Source organism: Kitasatospora sp. NPDC051984, from assembly GCF_044593455.1.
Taxonomy (GTDB): domain Bacteria; phylum Actinomycetota; class Actinomycetes; order Streptomycetales; family Streptomycetaceae; genus Kitasatospora.
The window spans coordinates 1-26,744 of the sequence record NZ_JBIUCB010000028.1 but is presented as its reverse complement, the minus strand read 5'-3'; the positions used below and the strand labels follow the sequence as shown (position 1 = coordinate 26,744).

Here is a 26,744-nt window from a genome sequence, read left to right as displayed (position 1 = left end):
GTCACTGTCGTGCGTCGCGATCTTGCGGTCCGGTCCTTCCGTTTCGCGCAGTTCCCCGCGCCCCTGGCTTACGCCAGTTGTGCTCGGCCGGCCCCGTCGGAGAGCTTGATCAGCAAGGCCGTGAGCAGCCAGTTCGCCGTCAGTGAGGAGCCGCCTGCGGCGAGGAACGGCAGGGCCTTGCCGGTGAGGGGTATCAGGCCGGTGACGCCGCCGACCACCACGAAGACCTGGAGGACGACCGCGGAGGCCAGGCCGGTGGCGAGGAGTTTGCCGAACGGGTCCGTGAGGGCGATCGCGGTGCGCAGGGCGCGCTGGACGAAGAGGCCGTAGACCAGCAGGACGGCCATGGCGCCGGCCAGGCCGAGTTCTTCGCCGATGGTCGTGAAGATGAAGTCGCTGCGCCCCGCGAACCCGATCAGGAAGGGTTTTCCCTGGCCCAGGCCGGTGCCCAGGAGGTGGCCGCTGCCGAGGCTGAACATCGCCTGTGCGGGTTGGTCGGAGATGAGCGCGGGGTTGTGGTGCTCCTTGTAGTAGTCGAGCGGGTGCAGCCAGGCCTCGACGCGGCCGTGCACGTGCGGTTCCAGGTCGCCGACCACGGACGCGCCGGCGGCAGCCATGAGCAGGCCGATCAGTACCCAGCCGGTGCGTTCGGTGGCGGTGTAGAGCATCACCACGAACACCCCGAAGAAGATCAGCGAGGTGCCGAGGTCGCGTTCGAAGATCAGCACCAGCAGGCTGACCGCCCAGATCGCCAGTACCGGCCCGAGGTTGCGGCCGCGCGGCAGGTTGACGCCCCAGACCTTGCGGCCGGTGAGCGCGAGCGCGTCCCGGTTGGCGGTCAGGTAGCCGGCGAAGAACACCGCGATGGCGACCTTGACGAACTCGTCGGGTTCGAAGGAGAGGCCGCCGAGCCGGATCCAGCGCTTGGCGCCGAAGCTGTCGCCGGGGAAGAACGCGGGCGCGGCCAGCAGGACGAGCGCGCCCGCCATGATCAGGTAGACGTACTTCTGGAACAGTCGGTGGTGCTTGACCACGGCCAGCAGCACGCCGGCCACCACCATGGCGATCACCGTCCACTGCACCTGGCTGGGCGCGGCGGGGATCTTCTGCCAGTCGCCCTTCTGGGCGTGCCAGATCGCGTACGAGTAGTCGAGGCGGTCGAGCAGGACCAGGCCGAAGCCGGTGAGCAGCACCGCCAAGGCGAGGATCAACGGGTCGGCGTAGGGGGCGAAGCGTCGCACGACGAGGTGCAGGACGGCGGCGAGGGCGGTCAGTCCCGCGCCGTAGGGCAGCAGGCCGGGCGGGAGGGTGCCGCGGAGGGCCAGGTTCGCGGTGCACCAGCCGACCAGGCAGACCGTCACCGCGAGTGCCAGCATGCCGAGTTCGATGTTCCGGCGGCGCGTGGCAGCGCGGCTGCCGGCGCTCCGTATCGCGCGTCCCACCCGGCCCCCCTCTCAGTTTTTTTCTACAGGCGTGTAGAACTTCAATGCCGGATCCTTGCACGGATCCGGCGCTGCGACGACGCCGGGCATCCCGCTCCGGTTCCGCCCGCCGGGCGCCGCGGCCGAGAGCGAGAGCAAGGAGAGCCACCGCCATGTCCCACCCCGCGGCCGTCGCGCCCTGGCACTGGTCGGCGCTGGCCGACACCTGGACCCTGGAACCGGCGGTCGCCGCCCTGACCGTGCTGCTGGCCGGCAGCTACCTGGTGGGCGTCCGGCGGCGCGGCGGCTGGCCGTGGTACCGCACGGCGGCGTTCCTCGGCGGGCTGGCGGTGTGGGTGTGGACCACCAGTTCCGGCCTCGGCGTGTACGAGCGGGTGCTGTTCACCGACCGCGCCGTGCAGTTGGTGCTGCTGCTGATGCTGGTCCCGCTGCTGCTGGCGCTCGGCGCCCCCGTCTCGCTGCTGGCCGACACCCTGTCGCCGGCCGGCCGGGAGCGGCTGCGGGGCGTGCTCGGCGGCCGAACGTCCCGGGTGCTGATGTTCCCGCTGGTGTCCACGGTGCTGCTGATCGTGCCGCCGTGGCTGCTGTACTTCACGCCCTGGTACACCGAGACGCTGACCAGCACGGCCGGGAACATCGGCTTCCACCTGGTACTCGTCCTGCTCGGCCTGCTGTACTTCTGGCCGCGCCTGCAGCTGGACCCGGTGGCGCGCGAGTATCCGCTGATGATCGGCGTGGTGATCAGCTTCGTCGAGGTGATCTTCGACGCGGCACTGGCCCTGGTGCTGCTGTACGGCGGCCACGTGATCGCCGAGCCGTACTACGCGGGCGTGGCCCGCGACTGGGGCCCGTCACTGGCCCGCGACCAGTTCGTCGGCGGCAACGCGATCTGGATCCTCGGCGACGTGGTCGGCCTGCCCTTCCTGGTCGCCCTGATCCGCCGCCTGATCGTCACCGGCCGCACCGAGACCGCCGCGGTGGACGCCGCACTGGACGCCGCCGAACAGGCCCGGACCGTGGCCGTCGAGACCGGCGAGGCCGAGGCGGGCGACCGCCCGTGGTGGCTGGACGACCCCAACCTGCGCCACCGCTACGGCCGCTGATCGCCGCCCGGCGGCCGGGTGAGACGCAGCTCACCCGGCGCGCCCGGGAATGCGCCTCCCACCCCTCCGGTTGCAACCGACGTACGCTGAAATACCCTCGGGGGTATCGAAGCCCCACAACACGGACAAACCGCGGCACTGACCAGAGAGGCTCGGCGACATGACCGACGACTTCACCGCCATCCTGAACGGCCCGTTCAAGGACGCGGCCGACCGGGTCCGCGCGGCCCTCGCCGCGCAGGGCTTCGGCATCCTCACCGAGATCGACATGACGGCCACCATGCAGGCCAAGCTCGGCGTCGGGATGGAGGACTACCTGATCCTCGGCGCCTGCAACCCGCCGGTCGCGCACCGCGCCCTGGAGGTCGACCGCCGGGTCGGCCTGATGATGCCGTGCAACGTGGTGCTGCGCGACATCGGCGGCGGCATCCTGGTCGAGGCCATGGACCCGCAGCTGATGGTGCAGTTCACCGGCCGTCCCGAGCTCGGCGAGGTGGCCGACGAGGCCGCCGCCAAGCTGCGCGCCGCGCTGGCCGCGCTGAAGGCCTGACGCCAAAACCTCGGCAGGGGGCGCCCCCACGCCCCCTGCCTCCCCACGTATGTGCACCTGGCCCCCGCCTGCCCCCGCATATACCCCCCTAGGTATTACCCTTGAAATCGGCGGACCCCCCGCCCGCTTGGAGAAGCACCTGTGAACCGCTCCGCCCCCGCGCCGGCCGCCTCCGCGCCCCCCGCCGTCGCCCCGCCCAAGGACGGGCTGCTCGGCCGCCTCGGCGTCTGGTCCGTCCACCACTTCAAGACCGTGCTGGTCGGCTGGCTGATCATCGTGATCGGCCTCGGCGCGTTCGCCCCGAAGGTCACCACCGCGCTCTCCGGCGCGGGCTGGCAGGCCAACGGCTCCGACTCGGTGAAGGTCCGCACCCTCGCCGAGGAGCACTTCGCGGGCAACGCCTCCTCCGCGATCCAGATCGTGGTGCACGCCGACCGCCCGGTGACCGACCCCGGCGTGCAGCAGGTGGTCGACCGGGCCACCACGCTGGCCTCCGCCGACTCCCGGATCTCCACCGTCGTCCCGCCGCAGCCCGGTGCGACGATCAGCCAGGACGGCCGCACCGCCGTGCTGCTGGCCGGCGCCAACGCCTCGCCGGACGACATGGTGCGCGCCGCCGACGACCTGAAGGAACCGCTGCGCGAACTGTCCGGGAACGGCGTGGACGTCACCGCGACCGGCGCGTCCGTGCTGTGGAGCGACTTCAACACCGCCAACCACGACGCGATGATGAAGTCCGAGATCATGTCCTGGCCGGTCACCCTGGCCATCCTGGTGCTGGCGTTCGGCTCGCTGGTCGCCGCCGGACTGCCGCTGCTGCTGACCATGGCGGGCCTCGCCGCCTCGGCCGGTTCGCTGGTGCTGATCAGCCACCTGTTCCCGGTCTCCATCTGGGCGATGAACTTCGCCATGATGTTCGCCCTCGCGCTGGGCATCGACTACGCCCTGTTCCTGGTCGTCCGGTTCCGCGCCGCACGCGCCAACTCCGAACGCGGAAGCGACAGTTCACGGGCGGTCGCGGAGACCATGGACACCGCCGGCAAGGCCGTGCTGCTCTCCGGCGCCACCGTGCTGGTCAGCCTGTCCGCCGTGATGCTGGTCCCGTCCCCCGCGTTCCGCTCGATGGCCGGCGGCATCATGCTGGCCGTGCTGTTCGTGCTGGGCGCCACCCTGACCCTGCTGCCCGCCGTCCTCGGCAAGCTGGGCCACCGCGTCGACGCCGTCTCGCTGCCGTGGGCCAAGCGCGAGGCGCAGACCTCGCCGCGGTTCGCCGCCTGGGGCGAGCGGCTGTGGAAGCAGCCGCTGCGCTGGGGCGCGCTCGCCCTGGTCGCGCTGCTGGCACTGGCCGCGCCGGTGATCGGCCTGCGCACCGCGATGCCGTCCATCAACGTGCTGCCCGGCGACGCCAGCGCCCGGGCCGGCTACACCGCCGTCCAGGAGGCGTTCGGCGCCGGCGCCCCCGGCACCCTGCAGATCCTCACCCCCACCGACCAGGCCGCCGCCACCGCGCAGACCGTCGCCGGCACCCCCGGAATCGCCGGTGTGATGCCCGCGATGCCCGCCGCCGACGGCACCAACCTGTCGATGATCCAGGCCGTCCCGTCCGTCGACCCGTCCGACCCGCAGCTGGGCCACACCGTGAACACGCTGCGCGCCGAACTGCCCGACCACACCCTGGTCGGCGGCGCGGCGGTGGAGAACCTCGACCTGCAGCACCTGCTGACCGAGAAGACCCCGCTGGTCATCGGCGTCGTGATGGTGCTCGGCTTCGTCCTGCTGCTGTTCGCGCTGCGCGCCCCGCTGATCGCGGCGCTCGGCACCGCCGCCAGCCTGCTGTCCACCGGCGCGGCGTTCGGCGTCGCCCGGCTGGTCTTCCAGGACGGCCACGGCTCCGGACTGCTGGGCTTCACCCCGCAGGGCTTCCTGGACGGCTGGGCACCGGTGTTCTTCTTCGCGATGATCTTCGCGATCGCGATGGACTACACGGTCTTCCTGCTGGCCTCCGCCAAGGAGCAGTACGAGCGCACCGGCGACCCGCGCAAGGCGATGGTCGGCGCACTGGCCCACTCCGGCCGGGTGATCTTCGCGGCGGCCGCCGTGATGGTCGCGGTGTTCTTCACCTTCGCCATCTCCGGCCCGCTGCCGCCCAAGGAGATGGGCATCGTGCTCGGCGTCGCCGTGCTGCTGGACGCCGCCCTGGTCCGCCTGGTGCTGCTGCCCGTCCTGCTCCGCCTGACCGGCCGCGCCGCCTGGCACACCCCCCGCTGGCTGGACCGCGTCCTCCCCAACATCCCCTTCTCGCACTCCTGACACCCCCTCCCCCGAAAGGACCCACCCCCATGTGCCGTCGCACCACCTGCAAGACCTGCAACAAGCCCTCCTACGCCGGCTGCGGCATGCACGTCGAGCAGGTCCTCGCCGGAATCCCCAAGTCCCAGCGCTGCTCCTGCACCCCGGCCGACAAGGCCGCCTCCGGCTCCTGGCTGAGCCGCATCTTCGGCCGCTGAGCCCCGCCTTCGGCCGCTGATTCCCCCGAACCGCGCCCCCGCCCACCGTCAGGGCGGGGGCGCTCGGCGTTCCCGCCCGGGGTCAGACGGCGGCGGGCTCGGTGGTGTCGGGGGAGGCGGCGAGGACGCGGGTGGCCATGGCGGGGTCGAGGGCGGCGCGGACCAGGGCGTCGGCGAGGCGGTGGAGGTCGGCGGGGTCGATCAGGGTGGCGAGTTCGGCGGGGTCGGTGGGGAGGCCGAGGCGTTCGGCGCCCGCGGTGGCGCGGGCGTCGAGGGCGGGGCGGAGGTGGGGCCAGACCGCCTGGGCCTCGCGGCAGAACGCGGCGGCGCCGGCCGGGCCGATGCCGGGGAAACGTTGCAGCAGGGCCCGGGTGCGTTCGGGGCGCCCCTGGGCGGCGGTGGCGAGTTTGCGCAGGTCGCCGCCGTATTCGCCCTGGGCGAGCCGGGCGCATTCGCCGAGCCGGGTGGCGGTGCCGTCGGCGAAGTGCTGGTAGCGGCCGGCGATCAGCGCGTCCTTGCGCTGCTGCCAGTCGAGTTCCAGCGTGCCGGCGGGGGTGCCGGCGCCGGCGGCGACCAGGGAGGCCGTGCCGGTGACGGCGATCTCGGCCTGGATGCGGGCCGAGACCAGGTTGCTGAGCATCAGCAGCTGCCAGAGTTCGGCGGGCCGGTCGGCGATTTCGATGCCCGCCTGTTCGGCGAATGTGGTCCCCGCCTCCGCCACCAGTGCCGCCACTCGTTGCCGCGCGTCCATACCGGCCTCCCTGGATCGCTTCGCTGACGAACCGTCAGCCCTCCGGGCCGACGCTACGCGGAGGGGGGCCCGGGCGGCCCGGAGGCACGCCGCACAGGGTTCAGCCCAGCAGTGCGGCGACCTCGGTGAGCGTGCGCACCCGGGGGACGGCGGTGTCCGCGCCGGTGGGCTCGCGTTCCAGCCAGATGCCGAGCAGTCCGGCCTCGGTGGCGGCCTGCGCGTCCACGTCCAGCCGGTCGCCGACGTACGCGGCGCGCTCGGGGGCGACGCCGAGGGCGCGGCAGGCCAGGTGGAAGATCGCCGGGTCGGGCTTGGCGCAGCCCGCCTCGCCGGAGGCGGTGGTGTGCGCGGCCAGGGCGCCGAGGCCGACGGCGCGCAGCTTGTCGCGCTGGATGTCGCCCTCGCCGTTGGTGATCACGCCGAGCTGCCGGACCGACCCCAACTCGCGGATGGCGCGCGGCACTTCGGGGAACGCCCGCCAGGAGCGCCGGTACCTGCGGAGGAATCCGGCGAACCAGGCGTCGGCCCGCTCGTCCGACCACTCCCCCAGCCCGAGGTGCCGGGCCAGGCCGAGTGCCCGGCTCCTGCGCTGCTGCTGCACCGTCAACTCGCCTGCCAGGTAACGGTCGTACTCGCGTCGTTCCAGCTCGCGCCAGAACCGCAGCAGCCCGTCGCGGTCCAGCGGGCGTCCGGGGAGTTCGGCGGCGGCGCCGGCCAGGACGGCGGCCTCGGCAGCGCCGTCGTGGTCCATCAGGGTGCCGTCGAGGTCGAACAGCACCGCCTCGATGCGCATCCGCCCCTCCTCCGCCGTTCCGCCTGCATCGCCACCCTATCCGGGCGCCGGACGGGCCGTCACCAGGGGCCGGCCGGAAGTGGGCCCCTGGTCTGGAGCCTGCCCTCCAGTTCCATGACGGTGGCCAGCAGGGCGCCGGAGAAACCGGCCCCGTTGTAGTACGACGGGTGCGCCTCGACCTCGGCGGAGACGGCGCGCTGGCCGCTGCCGGACGGGACGACGCGGATGGCGGCGACCTCGTCCCCGGAGACGGCGAAGTGCAGGTGCAGGACGCCCTCCTCCGCGCGGGCCACCCAGCGCGCGGCCCGGTAGCCGGCCCGGTAGCGGTTCCACTGCTCCTCGGCGAAGGACATCCGGTCCGGGACGGGGTAGGGGCGGGGCAGTCGCATCTGGGTGAGGTGCGGCAGTGGCGCGGGAATGCTGCCGGGGGCGGGGAACGCCCAGGCGGGCAGCGGTTCGCGGGCCGCCAGCCAGGCGGCGGGGATGCCCCCGGTGCCGGTGCCGGCGGCGACCACGCCGCCGGTGATCGCGGCGACGGTGTCCATGTCGCCGCCGGCGTTGATCGCCGAGCGGACGGCCGTCGGGTAGTCGTCGAGCCACCGGGCGGCGCACCAGAGCGCGAACGGGACGGTGTCGAGGGCGCTGGTGCGGCTGCCGTTGCCGAGCACGCCTGCGACCTCGCGGGCGTCGGCGCGGTCGAGCAGTTGCCGGGCCTGGTACAGGGCGCGGCGGACGGGGCCGTCGGGGGTGAGGTCGGCGACGGCGGACAGGAAGCGTTCCGGGGAGCAGCTGCGGGTGCGCCGGCGCACCGCGTGGGCGGCGGCGACCGCCACCGCGATCGCGCCGTCCACCGCGTCCGGGTGGGTGTGGGTGATCACGGCGGTGTCGGCGGCGATCCGGACCGCGGCGGACGGGTCGTGGGCGTACGCGGCGCCGAGCGGGGCCACCCGCATGGCCGCGCCGTTGCCGAACGAGCCCTGGCCGTCGAAGAGTTCGGCGGCCAGGCGGCGGGCGTCGCCGCCCTCCCGGATCAGCCGCAGCAGGCGGTTCGCGGCGGGTCCGTAGCCGCGGTCGAAGTCGTGGCGGTACGCGAAGGCGTGGGTGAGGTCGTAGCAGTCGATGGCGCCGCGTTCGGTCTGCGCGGCGTACACCGAGCAGGCCATCTCGGTGTCGTCGGTCCACGGCCAGGGGCCGGGCGGGACGGAGCCGGCGGCGAAGTGGGCGCGGGCGGTTTCGGGGACGAAGAACTGGGCGCCGAGGGCGTCGCCGACGGACAGGCCCTGGAGGGCGTCGAACGCGGGGCCGGTGTGCGGGGCAGGGGTGGTCATATGGCTCCCACCGAAGCGTGCGGAGCACCGGCTCGTCAAGTCCGCACCGGTGGAGGGTAATTCGTTTGCGGCGCCGGGCGGACCGGCCGAGAATCCGCTGCCATGGGTGTCCTTTCCGAGCAGCAGATCGAGGGTTTCGTCACGGACGGCTTCGTCCGGCTGGAGGGTGCGTTCTCGCCCGAACTGGCCGCCGAGTGCCGGGAGTTCCTGTGGCGGGAGATGGGCCTGGACCCGGACGACCCGGCGGGCTGGACGCGGCCGGTGGTGCGCCTGGAGGGGTACGGGCAGGAGCCGTTCCGGCGGGCCGCGACCTCCGAGCGCCTGCACGGCGCGTTCGACCAGTTGGTCGGCGAGGGCCGCTGGAAGCCGCAGCCGTGGTTGGGCGGCTTCCCGATCCGCTTCCCGCACCCGGACGATCCGGGCGACGCCGGCTGGCACATGGACGCGAGCTTCACCCCGGACGGCGAGCAGGGCTACTGGCTCAACCTGGTCTCGCGCGGCCGGTCGCTGCTGATGCTGTTCCTGCTCTCCGACGTGGACGAGGCGAGCGCGCCGACCCGGATCAAGGTCGGCTCGCACCTGGATCTGCCGCGCCTGCTGGAGCCCGCCGGGGACAAGGGCGTGGAGATGTTCGCGTTCTGCGCGGAACTCGACCGGGCCGGGCTGCTGGACCACCCGGAACGGGAGACCGCGCTCGCCACCGGACGGGCGGGGGACGTGTACCTGTGCCACCCGTTCCTGATCCACGCCGCGCAGCCGCACCACGGCACCGAGCCGCGCTTCCTCGCCCAGCCGGCGCTGCTGTCGACGGAGGACCTGGTGCTGGAGCGCGCCGACGGGGCGTACTCGCCGGTGGAGCGCGCCGTCAGGCTCGGGCTGGGTCAGGCGTAACGCCGTCCCCGCCTGCGATGATCGGAGCAGGTCCGCGGGAAGGGGAAGCCGTGATCGGCGTGGTGTTGGTGGTCGTCCTGCTGTTGGTGGTGGGTGGCTGCGGCTGTGTGGTGTGGGCGGAACGCGGCGGGCCCGGCTGGGTCCGCATGGTGGCGCGGGCGACGCTCGGCGCGGGCGAGTTCGTCCGGCGGGACGCGCGGCGCCGCCGGATCGAGCAGCGCCGCAACAACAGCTCGGGCGAGCTGGATTGACGGTGCGTCAGTCGGCGATCCCCAGCGGGTCGGGGGCCTCCTCGAGCAGCTGGGGGCCGTTCTCGGTGACGCGGTTGACGGCCGTGGGGACCGCCCGGACCAGGATGTTGCCGTCGGCGGGTTGGTGCAGCAGGTGGTGCAGGTCGGCCCGGTCGCTGTGTGCCGGGTCGAGCCAACTGCCCAGGTCCTGGCGGGAGATGGTGAGCGGCATCCGGTCGTGCACCCGCCCCGCGCTGTCGGTGGCGTCGGTGGTCAGGATGGTCGCCGTCGCCAGCCAGGCCGCCGGGTCGTCCTCCGGCAGGCTCGCGTCCCGCCAGAACTCGTACAGCCCGGCCATCAGCATCAGTTCGCCGGTGCTCAGGAAGTACGGCTGCTTGTACGCCTTGCGGCCATCACCGGCCGGGACGGGACGCCACTCGTAGTAGCCGTCGGCGGGGATCACGCAGCGCCGGGCGGCGAACGCCTTGCGAAAGGACGGCTTCTGGTCGACCGTCTCCGAGCGGGCGTTGATCAGCCGGGCCGCGCCGGAACGGTCCTTCGCCCAGGACGGGACCAGGCCCCAGCGCAGCGTGCGCAGCTGGCGGACCACCTCGCCGGTGTCGTGGTCCACCCGCTCCAGCACGGCCGGGACGGGGTCGGTCGGCGCGACGTTCCAGCTCGGCGCGAGCGCCTCGGTGGGGTTCCAGCGCGCGACATTGAGCAGGGCGACCAAGTCACCGGGCTCGGTGGTGGAGACGAAGCGACCGCACATGCGCCCCACCCTGCCACCGAACCCCGACAACCGCACGCACCCCACGCGCCGCCGGACGGCTCGGGAGCCTCAGGAGTAGAAGTTCCGGTCCCAGCGGTGACCGGCCAGCACCTTCAACTCCCGTTCCCCGAGCGGCACTCCGTCGCCGACGGCGGCGTTGCGCTCCACGTTGCGCACCGAGCGCATTCCGGGGATCACCGTGGACACGGCGGGCTCGCTCAGCACGAAGCGCAGCGCCGCCTCCGCCAGTCCGTCCGCCTCGATGCCCAGGTCGGCGGCGATCGCGGCGGCCCGGCGCTCGACCTCCGCCAGCCGCTCGCCGCGGAAGTAGCGCCGCCGGAAGTCGCCCTCCGGGAACACCGTGTCGGCGTTCAGCCGGCCGGTCAGCCCGCCCTCGTCCAGCGCGACCCGGACGATCACGCCGACGCCGTGCTCCCGGCAGGCCGGGAACAGCTCGTCCAGCGGCGACTGGTCGAAGATGTTGAAGATCACCTGCACCGCGTCGACCACGCCGCTGCGCACCAACTCGACGGCGCTGTGCGGCTCGTGGTCGTTGATGGAGACGCCGAACAGGCCGATCGATCCTTCGCTCTTCAGCTCGGCGACGGTCTCCAGCCAGTCGCCGCGGCCGAGCCACTCGTCGTGCCAGACGTGGAACTGCACCAGGTCGAACCGCTCCAGGCCACTGGCCCGCAGCGAGGTCTGGACGCTCTCCCGGATGTGCGCGCCCGGGAAGGTCTCCGCCGGGTCCACCCCGGTGCGGGCCGGCCACTGGCGGTTCAGCGGCGGGACCTTGGTGGCCACCCGCACCTGCTGCCCGGCCGCGGCGCGCTCCCGCACCACCCTGCCGACCAGCCGCTCGCTCTCGCCGTAGCCGCGGGCGGTGTCGATGAAGTTCACCCCCAGGTCGATCGCCCGGTGCAGCGCCGCCAGCGACTCGTCCTCCTGCGCGCCGATCCAGCCCTCCGCGCCGATCCCCCACGCCCCGAACCCGACCTCCGACACCTCGACCCCGCTGCGCCCCAACTGCCGGTACCGCATTCGCCGTTCCTCCTCCGTGCGGGTGATCACGCCGTGCGCGACGATAGGTGGCGGGGCCGCCGGACGCCACGCGTTTTCCGGGGCCCGGTCGGGTCCGAACTAGGGTCTGTCCGGCCGATCTTGTCGGATCAGCGCGCGGCGTCGGGCGCCCGGCTGGGAGTGCCGGCGAACCGTCCTCGTACTGGGTGTACTTGGATGGTTTGCCGGTGCTTCCAGGCGGGATGATCCGGCGTCGCGCGCCCGGCAAGATCGGCCGGACAGACCCTAGACTCTCGCGGCATGACCGTTCCGCCGCTGTCCGCCCTGGGCCCGTACTTCGCGACGCTGGCCGGCCCGCCGCCTGCCGGGTTCCGGCCGTTGCGTGAACTGTCGGCGGCGGACGGGCCGTTGGCGGGGCGGGTGGCCGAGGTCGGGCGGGTGCTGGGTACGGACGAGGTGCGGGTCGCCGCGTCCACCGCGCACCTGGGTCTGGCGGCCCGGCTCTGGTCGGTGGCCCTCGGTACGGCCGTCACCACCGGGCGGCTGCCCGACCTGGACGGTGCCCGGTTCGCGCTTCCGCCGCAGGGGCCGTTCGACCTGTGGCTGCCCGCGGCGCCCGGACCGGAGGCGACACCGGCCGCGCTGCACGAGCTGGTGATGGACCGCCACCTGCACCCGCTCGCCGACGCCGTCCGCGCCCTCACCCCGCTCGCCGCCGGCCTGTTGGCGGGCAACGCCGCCTCCGCGCTGGTCGGCGCGGCCCGCCAGGTCGCCACCCCGCCCGCCACCGCGCTGGCCCGCGCGCTCCTCGCGTTTCCCGACCTGGCCGCGACCGGTACCGCCACCCCGCCGGACCGCCCGCTCGCGTTCCGCCGGGCGTCCTGCTGCCTCTACTACCGGACGCCCTCGGGTGGGCTGTGCGGGGACTGCGTGTTCACCCGGGCGCCGAAGTCCCGCCGCTGACCGGGCAGTTCCGGTGACTCACTCGGTGCTGATCAGGGCGCCGATCCGCTCGACCGCGGTGGCCGGGCCGGGGAAGAAGCGGTTCCTGGTGAGAGCGAACGCGATGCCGGTCGCGGTGTCGGCCCAGGCCGCGCTGCCGCCCATGCCGGGCATGCCGAAGACGGACAGGGTCTGCTGCGGGTCGGCCCCGGGGCGGCCGAGGTTGTAGCCGAGGGCACGGGGGGTGGGGAAGCCGACCATGCGGTCGGTCTCGGCGGTGGCGAGGGCGCCGATCTCGCGCAGGCGGGCGTCGGGGACCAGGCGGACGCCGTCCACCTCGGTGAGCAGGGCGGCGTACATCCGGGCCACCGCGCGGGCGGACATCGTGCCGCCCGAGGGGATGTCGGAGGTGAGCACGGTGGGGTTGTTGCCGTAGGCCGCGCTGGGGGTGAGGGCGGGCGGGGTGGCCTTGAACAGGGGCAGGTCGGCGGGCATCGCGGCCATCATCTCGGCGGCGCCGGGCGCGTCCACCAGCCGGGCGAGGCGGCCGAGTTCGGACTCGGGGACGCCGAAGTACAGCTCGTCGGCGACGCCCAGCGGCTCGGCCACCTCCTGCCGGAGCACCTGCGAGATCGTCCGGCCGGTGGCCCGGCGGACCAGTTCGCCGATCACGTAGCCCCAGGTCACCGCGTGGTAGCCGGTGCCGGTGCCGGGCTCCCACCAGGGTGCGGAGTCGGCGATCAGGGCGCACATGGCGTCCCAGTCGGCGAGGTCGCGCACCGTGAGGTCGGCCGGCACGGCCGGGACGCCGAGCGAGTGGGTCAGCGCGTGGCGGACGGTCGCCTTCTCCTTGCCGTGGGCGCCGAACTCCGGCCAGAGCTCGACGATCGGCGTGTCGTAGGCGAGGGCGCCGCGCTCCGCGAGGACGTGCACGACGGTCGCCGCCACCCCCTTGCCGGTGGAGGCGCTGAAGAACGGGGTGTCCGAGGCCACCGGCCGGCCGGTGTCCGGATCGGCGACGCCCGCCACCGCGTCCACCACCAGTTCGCCGTTCCGGTACACGGCGACCTGGATCCCCAACTCCTCACCGGACTCCACCAGTTCGTCGATGGTCTGCTGAACGAGCTGCTGCATGACGGTCATTCCTTCTTGGTTCTCGGCTGCGGCGCTCGCGGGCGCCGTTCACCCGACAGTCGGGGCTGCCGGCCGGATCTCTACATCACCGTCCGGGCAACTTTCTGGCGGCGAGCTGCGCGGCGAGGACGGCGGGCGCCTCGGCCAACGACGGGCCGTACCAGGTGAGATGGCGGCCGCTCAGCAAGGCGTACGGGAGGGCGGGGAACGCGTCGGGGCCGTCGGCGGCGGTGAAGCGGTAGGGCTCGTCAGGGAGGACGAGCAACTCGGCTCCCGCGTCGAGGAGTTCGGGGAGCGGGACGCGGGGGTAGCGGCCCGGGTGGCCCGCCGTCACGGCGGTGACGCCGAGGCGTCGGAGCAGGTCGGCGGCGAAGGTGTCCGCGCCGAGGACCATCCACGGCCGGCGCCAGATCGGTACCACCGCGGGCACCGGAACCTTCGGCGGCGTTATGTCGGCCCATGCTTGTTGTGCGGACAACAGCCAGTGGGGCTCCGGGAGTTGGCAGGCTTCGACCAGTAGGCGGCGCAGCGACGCCAGCGCCTGGTCGAGGTCGCGGATCCGGGTCGACCACACCGTCGCCCCGGCCGCGCGCAGGGCGGCGAGGTCGGGGGCGCGGTTCTCCTCCTCGTTGGCGATCACCAGGTCGGGGCGCAGCGCGAGGATCCGAGCCACGTCCGGGTTCTTGGTGCCGCCGATCCGGGCCACGTCGAGGTCGGCGGGGTGGGTGCACCAGTCGGTGGCGCCGATCAGCAGGCCTGGGGCGGTGGCGGCCACCGCCTCGGTGAGCGAGGGGACCAGTGAGACGACCCGGTGCACCTCCCCGAGCCGCACCGGTTCACCCTCGTCGTCCGTCAACTCCCGCTTCGCACCCATGAATGCCACGCTACCGCCACGTAGCTACACCCTCCGGGTGCCCGGGCCAGGGCCGATGGAACGCATACGTACGTTCATCGGCGCACTGCGGGCGCGGACCCCCGGCAGCTGACCTAGCGTGGGGCTCGCCCCGGTGGTCCGGGGTGGACATTCGCAGGCGGGCGCCCCCCTGTCACCCAAGAACACTTCAGTCGTTCTCTCAGTGAAAGTGGTTAGACATGGCATTCGGAAAGATGCTCGCCGCCATCGGTACCGCCTCCGCCCTGGCCTTCACGGCTGTCGGCACGGTCAGCTCCGTCGCGTTCGCGGACACCGCTCCCGCGGCCCAGACCGCGAACCAGCCTGTGGCCCAGCCGGTGGCCCAGACCGCGAACCAGCCCGCCAACCAGCAGGCGAACATCCCCGTGGTCACGCCGGAGAAGGTGAACGCCGATGTGGTCCAGGTCCCGGAGGTGGAGCTGGCGAAGCCGTCCAGCCTGCCGGCCGTGCACTCCAACGGGACCATCACGAGCATCACGCCGCTGGACCTCGTCTGCGGGAACTTCGCGTTCAGCGGGCCCTCCTTCTTCGAGACCTGTAACGGCCCGCTCTGGCAGCCCTTCGTCGACTGCTCTGACGGCAACCGGTACGTATCCACCGTCGCCTTCTCCGGCCTGTTCCGCGTGCGCCTGACCTGCCCGGTCGGCGTGGCGGTCGGCGGCGGAGCCTTCGACCTGTCGTAAGCGCCGCTGACGTACCGGACGGTCCTCCGGGGCTTCCGCCCGTCCGCCCGCTCGTCCTCAACTGCGTTTCCTCCGGCGCCCGTTGCGGCGAGCGGCGACTCAGGCCGTCGGCCCTGCCCCACCGGGCACGGTCGGCGGCCCGATCCCGTTGCCGGAAGCCACCGGCAGCCGGACCACCAGCCGTGCGCCGGGCAGCCGGGAGGGTGGCTTGGCGGCGACCGTGCCGCCGAGGCTGTGGGCGATGGTGCGCACCAGGGCCAGGCCGAGGCCCGCGCCGCCGCTGTGCCGGTCGCGGGCGTCGTCGAGCCGGACGAAACGTTCAAAGACCCGTTCCCGGTCGGCGGCGGGGATGCCCGGGCCGTCGTCCTCGACGGTGAGGTGCGCCCAGCCGCCCGCGACCGTGAGCCTGACAGCGACCCGGCCATGGGCGTGCCGGGCGGCGTTGTCGAGCAGGTTGCGCACCAGGCGGGCCGGCAGCATCTCGCGGCCCGGCAACACCGCCTCGTCGAGCTCGCTCTCGTACGTCAACTCCCGTCCGCTGTATCGGCGTTCGGCGAGTTGTTCGGCGATCATGTCGTGCAGGTCGACGGTGTCGCCGGAGTGGTCGGTGTCCCGTTCGGCGCGGGCCAGCAGGAGCAGGTCGTCGGCCAGGTCCTGGAGCCGTTCGGTGTCGGTGAGCGCCCCGCGCACCACGGTCGGCCAGTCGGCGGCGGTCGGGTGGGCGAGCGGTACTTCGAGTGAACTGCGCAGCGCGGCGAGCGGGCTGCGCAGTTCGTGCGAGGCGTCCGCGACCAGGCGGCGCTGTTCGTCCAGGGCGTGCTGGAGCCGGTCCAGAGTGTCGTTGGTGGTGCGGGCCAAACGGTGGATGCCGTCCCTGGCGCGGGGCACCGGCACGCGCTCGTGGAACGCGCCGCCCCGCACGGCAGCCATCTGGCGGCGGATCGACTCGACCGGGCGCAGCGCGAGTCCGGTGGCGAGCCAGGCGATCAGTGCGACGAACAGGGAGGCGACGGGAGCGACGAGGGCAAGCAGGTGATCGGTGACGACAGCGGTGGTCTCGTCCGCAATGGTCGGGTCGATCATGACGTAGACGGTGAGCCGCTGCTCGCGCATCTCGGGGGCGGGTCGGCGCCCGGGCGGGACGAGCAGGGCGAGTCGGGCGCTGGACACCGGTTCGGTGAGCACCCGCAGGAAGTGGTAGATGCGGGGCTCGGGCGAGGCCAGCCGGTAGTAGGGGGAGATGCCGGCCGGATAGCGAATGCTGGTGGCCTCAACGGGCTGCACGGGCACAGCTGGCCGGTCGACCCCGTCCGCGGGCTGTGCGAGCCGCAGGGGCGTCAGGCCCAGCGCAGGGTCTTCCTGGCGGCGGTCCGAGAGGTAGTTCCCGTTCAGCCACTCCCCCTCCTCGGTGAGCACCGCGAACGGTTGACCGCTCAGGATCGAATCGCCGTCGCCGCCCCGAATCCACACCCGGATGTCCGTCATGGCGTAAATGGCGTTGAGCTCGGCCTCGCGGTAGAGGAGCGCGTGGACGGCGTCGCCGACCAGCGGCGCGGCAACCACGAACGCCAGCGCGGAGGCGACCAGCGCGGCCAGGGCGGCCCGGGCGCGGACACCGAGGGCGGGCCACCACCGCCGCCAGCGCCGGCGGTCAGCCGACATCGGCGGGCGACGGGGTGAGCCGGTAGCCGATACCGCGGACGGTGTCGATGCGGGCGTGCGCGCCGGCCCGGTCGAGTTTGCGGCGCAGCGCGGCGATGTACACCTCGACGATGTTGAGGTCGCCACGGAAGGCGGAGTCCCAGACGGCGTCCAGGATGTCGGTCTTCGGCACGGCCTGGTCGGGACGGCGCAGCAGGCTCTCCAGGACGCCGAACTCCTTTGCCGTGAGCCGGAGTTCCTTGTCGGCGACGGTGCAGCGGCGGGCCGCCGGGTCGATCCGCAGGTCGGCGACGGCCAGAACAGCGGGCCGGCCCGCCGCGCCGCGGCGCAGCAGGGCGCGCAGCCGGGCGGTGAGCACCACGTAGGAGAACGGTTTGGCGAGGAAGTCGTCGGCGCCGCAGTCCAGTGCCTCGGCCTCGTCGTACTCGCCGTTCTTCGCGGTCAGCATCAGTATCGGCACGGAGTGTTCCTCGGCCCGCAGCCGACGGCAGATCCGGAAGCCGTTCAGGCCGGGCAGCATCAGGTCGAGCACCACCAGGTCGTATCTGCCGGAGCGGGCCAGCGCCAGGCCCGTCGGGCCGTCGGCGGCCACGTCCACCGCGTAGCCCTCGGCCCGCAGGCCCTGGCTGAGCGACTGGGCCAGCCTTTCCTCGTCCTCGACCATGAGTAGGCGCATCGGTCAAGAGTAAGTCAATTTGCGTGCCGGAAAGGACCGTTGACCGATGTGCCGGTTATCTCCCGGCTGAAGAAATCCTCAGCTTCTTTCAGAATCGGCTCAGCGGGGCTTTCCTAGCGTCGGTCGGGTGCGAATACCTTTCCGAGTCCGTCCCTGTTTGCTGCCGGTACTGCCCGTGGCGCTGTTCCATCTGGCGATGTCGCTGCCGAGACACCGGCGGATGCAGACCAACGGCTTCGACCTCGGCATCTTCGAGGAGGCGGTGCGCGGCTACGCGTACTTCGAGCGGCCGGTGGTGACGCTGAAGGGCGCCGGGTTCGTGCAGCTGGGCGACCACTTCAGCCCCGCGCTGGCCGTGCTGGCCCCGTTCTACCGGCTCTGGCCGGCCCCCGAGACGCTGCTGGTGGCGCAGGCGTTGCTGCTGGCGCTGTCGGTGGTGCCCGTGACGGGGCTGGCCGTGCAGTGGCTGGGGAAGGCCCGTGGTGTGCTGGCCGGGCTGGCGTACGGGCTGTCCTGGGGGCTGTGGCAGGCCTCGGGGTTCGACTTCCACGAGATCGCGCTCTCCGTCCCGCTGCTCGCGTGCGCGACGGTCGCGCTGGCCCGCGGGCGGTGGCGGGCGGCGGTGTGCTGGGCGCTGCCGCTGCTGCTGATCAAGGAGGACCAGGGCCTGCTGCTGGCCGGTGTCGGCGGCTACGTCCTGCTGGTCGGACGCCGACGCGGGCTCGGGGTGGCGACACTCGCGGCGGCCGCGCTCGGCACCCTGCTCGCTGTACTGGTGCTGATCCCCGCCGCCAACCCGATCGGCACCTACGCGTACGGTGCGACGGCCGCGCCCGGGGGCGGGGATCCGTTCACCCGGCTGCTGCTCCCCGCCGACAAGTGGTGGACGCTCGCGGCGCTGTTCGCCCCGACCCTGCTGCTGGCGCTGCGCTCGCCGCTCGCCCTGCTGACGGTCCTGCCACTGGCGGCCCGCTACTGGTCGTCCAACCCCGCGTACTGGAGCACCGGTTGGCACTACAACGCGGTGCTGATGCCCATCATCTTCGTCGCCGCGCTCGACGGCCTGCGCCGCCTGCCCGACCGCCCGTCGCTGCGGCTCGTGCCCGCCGCGATGCTCACCGTCGCACTGCTGGCCGCCCCGCTCCCCGACCTGTCCCGCCCCGGCCCCGAGGTCCTGACCGCCCGCCAGGTCCTCGCCACCGTCCCCGACGGCGCGAGGGTCGCCGCCGCGAACCGGCTCGCCCCGCAACTCACTTCCCGCTGCACCGTCTCGCTCTTCCCGTTCCTCACCTTTCCCGACGACACCGGCTCCACCCACCTCTCCCCCGACGGCCGCGACCCCCTCTTCCGCCCGGTTGCAGAATGGGCCGCCACCCTCGACACCCCCGACGGCTTCCCCACCCCCACCGCCGACGACCTCACCGCCCAAGCCGCCCTCCCCACCGCCGGCTACCGCCCCGTCGCCCAAGGCGCAGGCATCACCATCTGGCACTGGGAGCCGGGCCGTTGACCGCAGGGAGACAGGTGCCACGCAGGCACAGGGCGCGGCGACCGGCACCGAAGTGGGAGGATGGCGGCATGGCCGAGTTCCGCGTTCCCGAACGCCACGCGCAGGTGTTGGAGTACGCGCAGAGTCTGACGCCTCCTGCCGGATGGAAGATCGAGGTGTCGGGCGACGAGATCATCATGATGGCCGGTCCCTCGGTGATCCACCAGCGGAACCTGTTCATCGTTCGGGAGCAGTTCGACGCTCGGCGGCCGACCGGGCTGATGCCCAGCGAGAACACCGACCTGGCCTCGCCCAGCGTCGGCAAACTCCGCAACCCCGACCTGACGTACATCCCGGTGTCGGTGGTGGAGCTCGGCGGCAACGAAGTCCCGGCCGAGCTCGCCGCGATCGCGGTCGAGATCGTTTCGGTGTCGAACCCCGAGAACGATCTGGTCGGCAAGGTCCGCGACTACCCGCTGATGCAGATCCCCCTCTACCTGGTGATCGATCCGCGCGAAGGGACGGTCGTCCTGTTCTCGGATCCGGTGGGTGGGGCGTACCGCCAGCGGTGGACCGGGGAGTTCGGCGACGTCGTCCCGATCCCGGCACCGTTCGACTTCGGCCTGATGACCGCCGGCCTCGTCCGCTACTGAAGCAGCCGGAGTTTCCTGACTGCGGGCCGCAGGCCGGTCAGCGGGCGAGGCGGCCCATCAGGGACGAGGCGGCGGTGATGCCGGCGAGGGTGGAAACGGTCAGGACGCCGAAGTCGAGGGGGAGGTGGGACGGGGTGCCGATGAGGAGGCCGCGGAGGGCGTCCACCTGGTAGCTGAGGGGGTTGGCGCGGCTGACGGCTTGGAGCCAGCCGGGCATCAGGTCGACGGGGTAGAGGGCGTTGGAGCCGAAGAAGAGCGGCATGGTGATGGCTTGGCCGATGCCCATCAGGCGGTCGCGGGTGAGCACGATTCCGGCGATGGTCATCGAGAGGCAGGAGAAGAACGCCGAGCCGAGGATCACGACCACCGCAACTCCCAGCAGCCGCAGCGGGTTTGCGGTCATGCCGACGCCGAGGACGGCGGCCATCACCACCACCACCGCGGTCTGGATGACCGCCTTGACCCCGGCGGCGAACGCCTTACCGGTGACCAGGGCGGCCCGGGGGGTGGGGGTGACCAGGAGTTTGGTGAGCACTCCGGAGTCGCGCTCCCAGATGATCATGATGCCGTAGAAGATCGCGATGAACATCGCGGACTGGGCGATGATGCCGGGCGCGAGGTAGTCCAGGTAGGGGATGCCACCGGTCGGGATGGCCTTGAGCCGGGTGAAGGTCTCGCCGAAGATCAACAGCCAGAGCGCCGGCTGGACCGCCCGGGTGTACACCTCGGTGCGGTCGTGGCGGAGCTTCTGGAGTTCGACGGCGCACATCGCGGCCACCCGGGCGGGGACCACCCGCCAGCCGGTGCGGGCCCTCGGCGGCACCAGCAGCAGCCCGAAGTCGGTTTCAGCCGACGCGACTCGCGGTGCGGCGGGTACGGCGGACATCTCCGAAGTCTCCTTCCTTGGCGTCGGTCAGTGTGCGGCCCGAGAAGTGCCGGAACACGTCGTCGAGGGTCGGGGCGGTCTGCGCCGGGTCCTCGGCGCGGACCCGGGCCTTCAGTTCCTCTGGGGTGCCGAGGGCACGGATCCGGCCGCGGTCCATCAGGGCGACCCGGTCGCAATGCTGGTCGGCCTCGTCCATGTAGTGGGTGGTGACCAGGACGGTCATGCCGGTGGCACGGCGGACCGCGTCCACCCGCTCCCAGACGCCGGCACGGGCGATCGGGTCGAGGCCGATGGTCGGCTCGTCCAGCACCAGCAGTCGGGGCGCGCTGACCAGGGCCTGGGCGAGTTCGAGGCGGCGCACCATGCCGCCGGAGTAGGTGCTCGCCATCCGGTCGGCGGCCTCGGTGAGGTCGACGGCGGCGAGCGCCTGGGCGACCCGTTCGGCCCGTTCGGCGCGGGAGACGTCGAAGACCCGGGCGAACAGTTGAACGTTCTCCCGGCCCGTCAACCCGGCGTCGGCGGACAGCTGTTGGGGCACGTAGCCGAGCAGGCGGCGCACCGCGATCGGCTCGGCGCGGCAGTCGTGGCCGAACACCGCGACCATGCCGCGGGCGGTGGGCAGCAGGGTGGTGATGGCCCGGATGGTGGTGGTCTTACCCGCACCGTTCGGCCCGAGCAGCCCGAACACCTCGCCGGCCCGCACCGTCAGGTCGATGCCGTCGACCGCCCGGGTGCCGCCGCCCTTCTTCCGGCCGCGCTCGAAGGTGTACGTCAACTCCCGGCATTCGACGGCCACTTGGTCGCTCATGCGTCCACCCTCCCGTCCACCTTCCGGTCCGTCCGGGCCCGCAGCCCGGCCGCGACCGTGCGCAGCGCGGGCATCGCCTGCGCGAGCGCGGCCCGCTGGTCGGCGGGCAGTTCGGCCAGTACCTCGCCGACGAGTGCGGTGCGCCGGGCCCGCCAGTCGGCGAGCCGGCGGGCGGCCTCCTCGGTGGCGTACAGCAGTGCGGCGCGCCGGTCGGCCGGGTCGGTCTCGCGGCGCAGCAGGCCCTGTCCGACCAGCTGGTTGACCAGGGTGGAGACCGAGTTTCCGGCCAGGAACAGTTCCTCGGCGGCGTCCGAGACCCGCAGGCCGGGAGTGTCCAGGACCAGCCGCAGCAGTTCGACCTGGGCGCCGCGCAGCGGTGGGTGGTCCAGGCCGGAGCGGAGGCGGCGGCGGATCAGCCGCTGGATGCCGACCAGGAGGGCGGAGAACTCCTCGGTGTCGTCCACACTTTCGAGGTTAGCTCTGTGTGCGAGGTATCGGAGGGTACGCGGCAGGCAAGATCCTGGTCGGGAACGGGCAACGGGCCGACCTCCCCGAAGGGTGGTCGGCCCGTCGAAAACGGGTTCCGCTGCTGGTCGGTGGGAGATCAGCAGTCCTTGAAGGCGGTGCAGACCGGCTTGGCGATCGCGCTCAGCACGGCGCTGTCGGCGGGCGCGGACCAGGCGGTCTTCGGGTGCCCGCCCTTGGCTGCCTGCGCGTGCAGGGTGAGTTCGACGAGCGCGCCGCCGGAGGTGGTCAGGTACTCGTGCACCGTCACGGTGCCGCCGTCGGCCTGCGGCACCGTGACGGTCGCGACCAGGTGCTCGCTCTCGTCCACGGTGATCTCGGCCTTGGCGCCGGGCGCGGTGGTGGCGCAGTGCTTCACCTCGTCCTTGACGGCGCCGAGCAGGCCGAACGCGGACTGCACGGCCGCGCTGCTCTTGTTGGCGTCGCCGAAGGTGACGATGCTCTGGTCGGCCTTCCAGTCGTCGGGCGCGCCGCCCAGCGAGGCGGTGTCCACGCCGGGCACGGTGTCCGCCCAGTCGGCGGAGCGCTTGCTGTGGCAGAGCTGCTCGATCTGGAACTGGCCCTTGGCGCCCAGGCTCTTCGCCGCGGGCGCCGTCCAGTGCAGCGCCGCGTTCAGCGGCACCTGCTGCGGGTTGATCCAGGCCGCCGCCGGAACGGTCGAGGCCTTCCCGCCACCGGCGGACTGCGCCGCGCTCGGGTCGGTCTTCGGGCTGCCGGACTCGGTCCCGCCCGCAGACGGCGCCCCGCTGGCGGCGGGCGGCGCGGCGGCCGTCTTCCCGGCGTCGCCCCCGTCCGTGTTGTCGGGGTCGCAGGCGGTCAGAACGGCGACGGCGGTCAGGCAGGCCACCGCGGTGGCGGCGAGGCGGAACGGACGCACGTGGATCCTCGGATTCGAGAAGGAGGAGAAGGGTGGACGGTGGGATCGTTCGGACCCCGCGCGCCGCCGCCGGCCGTGAACGGGCGGGCGCGGCGCGCGGGTTGACGACGATCAGTAACCGCGGTGCGGACGGTTCGGGTCGGCCTGCTGCACCTTGGACGCCAGGTCGTGGCCGTCCGGCGAGACGTGGTACCGGTCGCGGATGTAGTTCATCGAGGCCGCGACGTTCGCCACCGGGTCGTAGATGTCGGTGGAGGTGCCCTTGACGTGGTACGCCGCGAAGGTGGACGGAATGGTCTGCCAGCCGCCGCGCGAGCTGTTCAGCGGCGCGCCGTCGGCCTGCTTCGCACCGTGCGCGTTGGTGTCCCACAGGTTCACCTGCGAGGTGGGCGCGTTGAACGACGACTCGCGGTCGGCGATGGTCAGCATGCCCTTCGTCCACGCCGCGCGGGCCGCCGGGTCGGTCACGCCCATCGCGTCCAGCGCCTGCGCGATGTACTCGCGGCAGGCGGCCTCGCCGCTCTTGTACTGGCCCTTGCCGCCGTACGTGACCTCGCCGGTCTTGATCGCTCCGGCATGCGAGATCTCGACCTTCGGGTCGTTGCCGTGCCCGCTGCCGCCGCCGTGGTCGCCGCCGCCGCTGCCGCCGCCGTGGTCGCCGCCCTTGTTCGGGCTCTTCGGCATCGGCGCACTGGGCTTCTTCGGCGCGGGCTTCTCCGTCGGCTTGTGGTCGCCGCCCTGGCCCGGGCTCTTCGGCATGGGCTGCGTGGGGGCCGGCTTGCGAACGCCCTCGTGGGCGCGCCTCTCGGCCTCCTCGTACCGCTTGATCACGATGCCGATCTTCTTGGTGTCCTCGGCGAGCTCCTTGGTGAGCTTCGCCTTGGTCGCCTCCAGCGCCGCGACCTGCTGGTTGATCGCGTTCACCTGCTGGCGGACCTGCGAGACCACCTCGGCGAACCCGAGGATGCTGCCCATCGCGCCGGCGGCCAGGTCGGTGCTCACCGCCTTCGCGATCGTGCCCTGGATCCGGCCGGTCTGCTGCGTCATCTCGTTCATGCGCTGCTGAATCATCGCGAAATCCCGCTGGATCTTCGCGAGCTCGCCCGCCTTGAAACCGAAACCTGCTGCCATGTCGTGTCTGCTCCCCCGTCGAACCTGACGCCCGTTCAGTCGTTTATCCCACCACAAGGCGTCTCGCGGCAATCACCGGCCCCCACCGGGTGCGCGACTACCCCCGGGGCCCGCCGGGCAAACCACCCGCCGGGGGTATTGCCTCGACGCTCGGCTGCCGAGATGCCGGAGTGCGACCGGCGCGCGACCATGGCAGATGTGGACCGTCCGCGTGCGGTCCACCTCCGATCCGCCTCCGACCGCACCACCGCGACTCACTGCCGAGAGCCGCAGCCGACCGGCCGGCGTCCTACCGGAAAGGCTGGGATTCGATGTTCCAACTCCTCTGGATTCTGCTGATCGGCTTCGTGCTGGGCGTGCTGGCCAAGCTGATCCTGCGCGGACCGCAGGCCATCCCGTGGTGGCTCACCATGCTGCTCGGCGCGGCCGGCGCCCTGCTGGGCAACGCGGTGGCCGGCTGGATCGGCGTCCGCCACACCTCCGGCATCGACTGGATCCGCCACCTGCTCCAGCTCGGCTTCGCGGTCGCACTGGTCGCCTTCGTGTCCCCCGCGTGGGCCAAGTCCCACCCCAACAGATGACACACCGGCCCCGCAGGTCGCCGCTGCCACCGCCATCGCCATCGCCATCGCCGCCGCCCGTCGAGCACTGCGCTCGGCGGGCGGTGGCGTGTTTCGGCGAGGGCGCGTCACGAGCTGTGCACCGGGCCGGACGAGCGGATCCGGTCGCGGCTACCCGGTTGCCCAGGCCACGACGGCGCAAGCGCAAGCGCCGCATCAGGCGAAGCGGGAGCTGTGCACCGGGCCCGATGAGCGGATCCGGTCGCGGCTACCCGGCTGCCCAGGCCACGACGACGCAAGCGCCAGCGCCGCATCAGGCGAAGCGGGAGCTGCGCACCGGGCCCGATGAACGGATCCGGTCGCGGCTACCCGGCTGCCCAGGCCACGACGAGGCAAGCGCAAGCGCCGCGCGTCAGGCGAAGCGGGAGCTGCGCACCGGGCCGGACGAGCGGATCCGGTCGCGGCTACCCGGCTGCCCAGGCCACGACGAGGCAAGCGCAAGCGCCGCGCGTCAGGCGAAGCGGGAGCTGCACACCGGGCCGGACGAGCGGATCCGGTCGCGGCTACCCGGCTGCCCAGGCCACGACGCCGCAAGCGCCGCATCAGCCGAAACCACGCAAGCGCAAGCGCCGCGCGTCAGGCGAAGCGGGAGCTGCGCACCGGGCCCGATGAGCGGATCCGGTCGCGGCTACCCGGCTGCCCAGGCCACGACGACGCAAGCGCAAGCGCCGCGTCAGGCGAAGCGGGAGCTGCGCACCGGGCCCGACGAGCGGATCCGGTCGCGGTTGCCGATCGCCCAGGTCGTGGTGGCGCGGGTGGCGAAGGCTGCGAGGGCCTCGTCCGGGTCGGGTGGGGTCTGGCCGTCGCCCTCGTCCGGGGCGGCGGTGGCGGTGCGGATCCGGTCTGCGAGTTCCGCCGCCGGGGCGTCGTCGGCGGGCCCCTGCTCGACCTGGCCGTCCTCGTCGATCCGCAGGCGCGGCTCCCACGGCGCGGCCACGTGCTGCACCAGCAGGCCCGAGATGTCCGCCGAGACGGCCGGCGAGTCCGTCCAGCACGTCGCGTGCTCGTACAGCAGCTCGCCGGGCGCCCGCTCGTACAGCGCCTCGACGAGCTCCTGGTCGCATTCGTTCAGGTCGTACGCCACCACCAGCGCGTCCGCCGTCGCCGCGCCCGGCCGGTACGGGGCCGCGGGCAGTCCGAACAGCGCTGCGGCTGCCAGGCCCAGCGCCTCGCTGCCCCGATCCGGCAGCAACGCCACCGAGGACGGGCGGCGGCCGGTCGCGGCAAGCACGGTGCGCAGCCGCTCCAGGCTGTGGCGGCAGTTCTCGTAGCTGTCGCCGAGCATCGCCCAGCGGCCCGTCATGCCGGCCTGGAACCCGTGTGTCGAGAGCGTGGCCAGCAGGCCGCCGGTCAGCGTGTAGTGCCAGCCCCGCAGGTCCGTCGGCCCGGCGGGCGGGACGGCCGCGGCGCGGGCCAGCGAACGGCGGATCCGGTCGGCGGCGGGCGCCCAGGTGTCGCCGTCCGGCGCCTCCAGCGCCTCGAACACCTCACGGGCCAGCTCGACCCGGCCGTCCATCAGCGCGTTGTGCGCCAGCAGGTACCCGTCCGGCCAGTCTCCGGTGATCGCCCGGTGCTCCTGCAGCGCGGCGACGGCCTCGGCGTGCCGCTCACCGTCCTCCAGCGCGACGGCCAGCTCCAGCAGTACCTGACGCGGGTTGACCTGCCGCCCGCCACCCCGCCCGAACAGCTTCCGCTTCGCCGGCACCGCACCCGCCCGCAACGCCTCGCGCAGCGCCGGGACGGCCAACTCCGAGAGCCCGTGCTCGATGCACGCGTACCCGTACGCGTACAGCGCGCCCGCGCCCGCGCCCGCGCCCGCCGGACGACCCGCGAGGGCGCCGGCCGCGTCCGCCAGCTCGTCGATGCCGACGGACTCCGCCAACTTCCTTACCACCGGCGCGAGTTCGGCAGCCGGAAGATTGTCGGCCACCCTCCGGAGCTCCCGCGCAGCACCCTGCGGGTCACCGGCATCGAGCAACTCCCACGCCTTGGCGAGGTCGGAACGCAAAACAGTCTCCTCGTGAACGGACGGGCGCCCCCGGACCACCCGGTTCGCACACCCGCCCGATCATCGCTGTCGCGCCACCTGCCCGCCAAGCCGATTTCGCCTCCGGCCGTACGAGCGTCACCGCCGTGAACCACGCCGGCGGATCGAGCACGGACGACCTCCTCGCCCTGGTCCGCGAGGCCCCCACGAGGCAGGCCCGCCCCGGGGCGTGTCCGCCCTCACCGCGTAGAAACAGCGAAGCCCCCGGCGAAGGCAGGTGGTTTCTAGGGGTCGTTGCAACACGTGGTCGGTTGTTTAGGCTGCGATGAGTTTATGCAGGCGCTCGGCTGGGGTTTCCCAGCCGAGCGTTT

Annotated in this window: 27 protein-coding genes; 11 read left to right on the top strand and 16 right to left on the bottom strand. The window is 72.8% G+C overall.

The window, feature by feature from the left end; genetic code table 11:
- Positions 1–68: 68 nt before the first annotated feature.
- Positions 69–1,376 (bottom strand): FtsW/RodA/SpoVE family cell cycle protein, encoded by a 1,308-nt coding sequence (locus ACIHEI_RS32850; protein ID WP_396609269.1) that lies wholly within the window; start codon positions 1,374–1,376, stop codon positions 69–71.
- Positions 1,377–1,594: 218 nt separating this feature from the next.
- Between ACIHEI_RS32850 and ACIHEI_RS32845 the strand changes: the two genes are divergently transcribed.
- From ACIHEI_RS32845 to ACIHEI_RS32830, 4 genes are all read left to right on the top strand, one after another.
- A complete protein-coding gene (locus ACIHEI_RS32845; protein ID WP_392953384.1) occupies positions 1,595–2,545 on the top strand; it encodes a cytochrome c oxidase assembly protein in 951 nt (316 codons plus the stop codon).
- A 160-nt stretch (positions 2,546–2,705) separates the two neighbouring features.
- The gene (locus tag ACIHEI_RS32840) at positions 2,706–3,095 is read left to right on the top strand and encodes a DUF302 domain-containing protein (protein ID WP_396609268.1); all 390 of its coding nucleotides are present in this window, start codon (positions 2,706–2,708) and stop codon (positions 3,093–3,095) included.
- Between the two features lie 141 nt (positions 3,096–3,236).
- Entirely contained in the window at positions 3,237–5,405 is a 2,169-nt protein-coding gene (locus tag ACIHEI_RS32835; protein ID WP_387642714.1) for an MMPL family transporter, read from the top strand.
- A gap of 29 nt (positions 5,406–5,434) precedes the next feature.
- Positions 5,435–5,602, top strand: a complete 168-nt coding sequence (locus ACIHEI_RS32830) for a hypothetical protein (protein ID WP_387642715.1) — start codon at positions 5,435–5,437, stop codon at positions 5,600–5,602.
- Positions 5,603–5,684: 82 nt separating this feature from the next.
- Here the strand turns inward: ACIHEI_RS32830 and ACIHEI_RS32825 are convergent, their stop codons facing one another.
- The 3 genes from ACIHEI_RS32825 to ACIHEI_RS32815 all read right to left on the bottom strand — a co-directional run bounded on the left by ACIHEI_RS32825 (position 5,685) and on the right by ACIHEI_RS32815 (position 8,474).
- Positions 5,685–6,353, bottom strand: a complete 669-nt coding sequence (locus tag ACIHEI_RS32825) for an endonuclease (RefSeq protein WP_396609267.1) — start codon at positions 6,351–6,353, stop codon at positions 5,685–5,687.
- A gap of 100 nt (positions 6,354–6,453) precedes the next feature.
- Entirely contained in the window at positions 6,454–7,146 is a 693-nt protein-coding gene (locus ACIHEI_RS32820; RefSeq protein WP_396609266.1) for an HAD family hydrolase, read from the bottom strand.
- A 59-nt stretch (positions 7,147–7,205) separates the two neighbouring features.
- Positions 7,206–8,474, bottom strand: a complete 1,269-nt coding sequence (locus ACIHEI_RS32815; protein ID WP_396609265.1) for an ADP-ribosylglycohydrolase family protein — start codon at positions 8,472–8,474, stop codon at positions 7,206–7,208.
- A gap of 102 nt (positions 8,475–8,576) precedes the next feature.
- Between ACIHEI_RS32815 and ACIHEI_RS32810 the strand changes: the two genes are divergently transcribed.
- Positions 8,577–9,365, top strand: coding sequence for a phytanoyl-CoA dioxygenase family protein (locus ACIHEI_RS32810; protein WP_396609264.1), 789 nt, complete (start codon positions 8,577–8,579; stop codon positions 9,363–9,365).
- Between the two features lie 50 nt (positions 9,366–9,415).
- On the top strand, positions 9,416–9,616 hold the full coding sequence (locus ACIHEI_RS32805) for a hypothetical protein (protein WP_396609263.1): 201 nt from the start codon (positions 9,416–9,418) through the stop codon (positions 9,614–9,616).
- A gap of 7 nt (positions 9,617–9,623) precedes the next feature.
- Here ACIHEI_RS32805 and ACIHEI_RS32800 read toward each other — a convergent pair whose 3' ends face one another.
- Together ACIHEI_RS32800 and ACIHEI_RS32795 are read right to left on the bottom strand one after the other, a co-directional pair.
- Positions 9,624–10,367, bottom strand: coding sequence for an SOS response-associated peptidase (locus tag ACIHEI_RS32800; RefSeq protein WP_396609262.1), 744 nt, complete (start codon positions 10,365–10,367; stop codon positions 9,624–9,626).
- Between the two features lie 69 nt (positions 10,368–10,436).
- Complete coding sequence (locus ACIHEI_RS32795; RefSeq protein WP_396609312.1) at positions 10,437–11,408, bottom strand: aldo/keto reductase; 972 nt, start codon at positions 11,406–11,408, stop codon at positions 10,437–10,439.
- A gap of 279 nt (positions 11,409–11,687) precedes the next feature.
- On the opposite strand from ACIHEI_RS32795, the gene ACIHEI_RS32790 reads away from it, so the two are divergent.
- Entirely contained in the window at positions 11,688–12,350 is a 663-nt protein-coding gene (locus ACIHEI_RS32790; RefSeq protein WP_396609261.1) for a (2Fe-2S)-binding protein, read from the top strand.
- Between the two features lie 18 nt (positions 12,351–12,368).
- Here ACIHEI_RS32790 and ACIHEI_RS32785 read toward each other — a convergent pair whose 3' ends face one another.
- Positions 12,369–13,463 carry a serine hydrolase domain-containing protein gene (locus tag ACIHEI_RS32785; RefSeq protein ID WP_396609260.1) on the bottom strand — a complete coding sequence of 365 codons (1,095 nt, stop codon included), beginning with the start codon at positions 13,461–13,463 and terminating at the stop codon, positions 12,369–12,371.
- Positions 13,464–13,548: 85 nt separating this feature from the next.
- Positions 13,549–14,337 (bottom strand): helical backbone metal receptor, encoded by a 789-nt coding sequence (locus tag ACIHEI_RS32780; protein WP_396609259.1) that lies wholly within the window; start codon positions 14,335–14,337, stop codon positions 13,549–13,551.
- 218 nt (positions 14,338–14,555) lie between these two features.
- Here ACIHEI_RS32780 and ACIHEI_RS32775 point away from each other — a divergent pair, with 218 nt between their 5' ends.
- Entirely contained in the window at positions 14,556–15,059 is a 504-nt protein-coding gene (locus ACIHEI_RS32775) for a hypothetical protein (protein WP_396609258.1), read from the top strand.
- A gap of 99 nt (positions 15,060–15,158) precedes the next feature.
- Here ACIHEI_RS32775 and ACIHEI_RS32770 read toward each other — a convergent pair whose 3' ends face one another.
- Together ACIHEI_RS32770 and ACIHEI_RS32765 are read right to left on the bottom strand one after the other, a co-directional pair.
- The gene (locus ACIHEI_RS32770; RefSeq protein WP_396609257.1) at positions 15,159–16,721 is read right to left on the bottom strand and encodes a sensor histidine kinase; all 1,563 of its coding nucleotides are present in this window, start codon (positions 16,719–16,721) and stop codon (positions 15,159–15,161) included.
- Positions 16,711–17,397, bottom strand: a complete 687-nt coding sequence (locus ACIHEI_RS32765) for a response regulator transcription factor (protein ID WP_396609256.1) — start codon at positions 17,395–17,397, stop codon at positions 16,711–16,713. Before ACIHEI_RS32765 ends, ACIHEI_RS32770 begins: the two co-directional genes overlap by 11 nt.
- Before the next feature lie 196 nt (positions 17,398–17,593).
- Here ACIHEI_RS32765 and ACIHEI_RS32760 point away from each other — a divergent pair, with 196 nt between their 5' ends.
- Complete coding sequence (locus ACIHEI_RS32760) at positions 17,594–18,907, top strand: DUF2079 domain-containing protein (protein ID WP_396609255.1); 1,314 nt, start codon at positions 17,594–17,596, stop codon at positions 18,905–18,907.
- 68 nt (positions 18,908–18,975) lie between these two features.
- Positions 18,976–19,539, top strand: a complete 564-nt coding sequence (locus ACIHEI_RS32755; RefSeq protein ID WP_396609254.1) for a Uma2 family endonuclease — start codon at positions 18,976–18,978, stop codon at positions 19,537–19,539.
- 37 nt (positions 19,540–19,576) lie between these two features.
- On the opposite strand, the gene ACIHEI_RS32750 is transcribed toward ACIHEI_RS32755, so the two are convergent.
- The 5 genes from ACIHEI_RS32750 to ACIHEI_RS32730 form a co-directional block, all read right to left on the bottom strand.
- Complete coding sequence (locus ACIHEI_RS32750) at positions 19,577–20,425, bottom strand: ABC transporter permease (RefSeq protein ID WP_396609253.1); 849 nt, start codon at positions 20,423–20,425, stop codon at positions 19,577–19,579.
- On the bottom strand, positions 20,385–21,233 hold the full coding sequence (locus ACIHEI_RS32745; RefSeq protein WP_396609252.1) for an ATP-binding cassette domain-containing protein: 849 nt from the start codon (positions 21,231–21,233) through the stop codon (positions 20,385–20,387). Before ACIHEI_RS32745 ends, ACIHEI_RS32750 begins: the two co-directional genes overlap by 41 nt.
- On the bottom strand, positions 21,230–21,697 hold the full coding sequence (locus ACIHEI_RS32740) for a MarR family winged helix-turn-helix transcriptional regulator (RefSeq protein WP_392953430.1): 468 nt from the start codon (positions 21,695–21,697) through the stop codon (positions 21,230–21,232). The genes ACIHEI_RS32745 and ACIHEI_RS32740 overlap by 4 nt, the downstream gene beginning before the upstream one ends.
- A gap of 140 nt (positions 21,698–21,837) precedes the next feature.
- Positions 21,838–22,635, bottom strand: coding sequence for a hypothetical protein (locus ACIHEI_RS32735; RefSeq protein ID WP_387642729.1), 798 nt, complete (start codon positions 22,633–22,635; stop codon positions 21,838–21,840).
- A 111-nt stretch (positions 22,636–22,746) separates the two neighbouring features.
- Complete coding sequence (locus ACIHEI_RS32730) at positions 22,747–23,766, bottom strand: transglycosylase SLT domain-containing protein (RefSeq protein ID WP_392953433.1); 1,020 nt, start codon at positions 23,764–23,766, stop codon at positions 22,747–22,749.
- Between the two features lie 311 nt (positions 23,767–24,077).
- Here ACIHEI_RS32730 and ACIHEI_RS32725 point away from each other — a divergent pair, with 311 nt between their 5' ends.
- Entirely contained in the window at positions 24,078–24,347 is a 270-nt protein-coding gene (locus ACIHEI_RS32725; protein ID WP_392953436.1) for a GlsB/YeaQ/YmgE family stress response membrane protein, read from the top strand.
- Positions 24,348–25,059: 712 nt separating this feature from the next.
- On the opposite strand, the gene ACIHEI_RS32720 is transcribed toward ACIHEI_RS32725, so the two are convergent.
- Positions 25,060–26,394 carry a hypothetical protein gene (locus tag ACIHEI_RS32720; protein ID WP_396609251.1) on the bottom strand — a complete coding sequence of 445 codons (1,335 nt, stop codon included), beginning with the start codon at positions 26,392–26,394 and terminating at the stop codon, positions 25,060–25,062.
- Between the last annotated feature and the right edge of the window lie 350 nt (positions 26,395–26,744).

Bases quoted from the DNA above. Each gene is read 5' to 3' on its own strand.
- ACIHEI_RS32850 (WP_396609269.1), bottom strand. From the start codon at position 1,376: ATGCTGGCACTCGCGGTGACGGTCTGCCTGGTCGGCTGGTGCACCGCG.
- ACIHEI_RS32845 (WP_392953384.1), top strand. From the start codon at position 1,595: ATGTCCCACCCCGCGGCCGTCGCGCCCTGGCACTGGTCGGCGCTGGCC.
- ACIHEI_RS32840 (WP_396609268.1), top strand. From the start codon at position 2,706: ATGACCGACGACTTCACCGCCATCCTGAACGGCCCGTTCAAGGACGCG.
- ACIHEI_RS32830 (WP_387642715.1), top strand. From the start codon at position 5,435: ATGTGCCGTCGCACCACCTGCAAGACCTGCAACAAGCCCTCCTACGCC.
- ACIHEI_RS32825 (WP_396609267.1), bottom strand. From the start codon at position 6,353: ATGGACGCGCGGCAACGAGTGGCGGCACTGGTGGCGGAGGCGGGGACC.
- ACIHEI_RS32820 (WP_396609266.1), bottom strand. From the start codon at position 7,146: ATGCGCATCGAGGCGGTGCTGTTCGACCTCGACGGCACCCTGATGGAC.
- ACIHEI_RS32815 (WP_396609265.1), bottom strand. From the start codon at position 8,474: ATGACCACCCCTGCCCCGCACACCGGCCCCGCGTTCGACGCCCTCCAG.
- ACIHEI_RS32810 (WP_396609264.1), top strand. From the start codon at position 8,577: ATGGGTGTCCTTTCCGAGCAGCAGATCGAGGGTTTCGTCACGGACGGC.
- ACIHEI_RS32800 (WP_396609262.1), bottom strand. From the start codon at position 10,367: ATGTGCGGTCGCTTCGTCTCCACCACCGAGCCCGGTGACTTGGTCGCC.
- ACIHEI_RS32795 (WP_396609312.1), bottom strand. From the start codon at position 11,408: ATGCGGTACCGGCAGTTGGGGCGCAGCGGGGTCGAGGTGTCGGAGGTC.
- ACIHEI_RS32790 (WP_396609261.1), top strand. From the start codon at position 11,688: ATGACCGTTCCGCCGCTGTCCGCCCTGGGCCCGTACTTCGCGACGCTG.
- ACIHEI_RS32785 (WP_396609260.1), bottom strand. From the start codon at position 13,463: ATGCAGCAGCTCGTTCAGCAGACCATCGACGAACTGGTGGAGTCCGGT.
- ACIHEI_RS32780 (WP_396609259.1), bottom strand. From the start codon at position 14,337: ATGGGTGCGAAGCGGGAGTTGACGGACGACGAGGGTGAACCGGTGCGG.
- ACIHEI_RS32775 (WP_396609258.1), top strand. From the start codon at position 14,556: ATGGCATTCGGAAAGATGCTCGCCGCCATCGGTACCGCCTCCGCCCTG.
- ACIHEI_RS32770 (WP_396609257.1), bottom strand. From the start codon at position 16,721: ATGTCGGCTGACCGCCGGCGCTGGCGGCGGTGGTGGCCCGCCCTCGGT.
- ACIHEI_RS32765 (WP_396609256.1), bottom strand. From the start codon at position 17,397: ATGCGCCTACTCATGGTCGAGGACGAGGAAAGGCTGGCCCAGTCGCTC.
- ACIHEI_RS32760 (WP_396609255.1), top strand. From the start codon at position 17,594: ATGTCGCTGCCGAGACACCGGCGGATGCAGACCAACGGCTTCGACCTC.
- ACIHEI_RS32755 (WP_396609254.1), top strand. From the start codon at position 18,976: ATGGCCGAGTTCCGCGTTCCCGAACGCCACGCGCAGGTGTTGGAGTAC.
- ACIHEI_RS32750 (WP_396609253.1), bottom strand. From the start codon at position 20,425: ATGTCCGCCGTACCCGCCGCACCGCGAGTCGCGTCGGCTGAAACCGAC.
- ACIHEI_RS32745 (WP_396609252.1), bottom strand. From the start codon at position 21,233: ATGAGCGACCAAGTGGCCGTCGAATGCCGGGAGTTGACGTACACCTTC.
- ACIHEI_RS32730 (WP_392953433.1), bottom strand. From the start codon at position 23,766: ATGGCAGCAGGTTTCGGTTTCAAGGCGGGCGAGCTCGCGAAGATCCAG.
- ACIHEI_RS32725 (WP_392953436.1), top strand. From the start codon at position 24,078: ATGTTCCAACTCCTCTGGATTCTGCTGATCGGCTTCGTGCTGGGCGTG.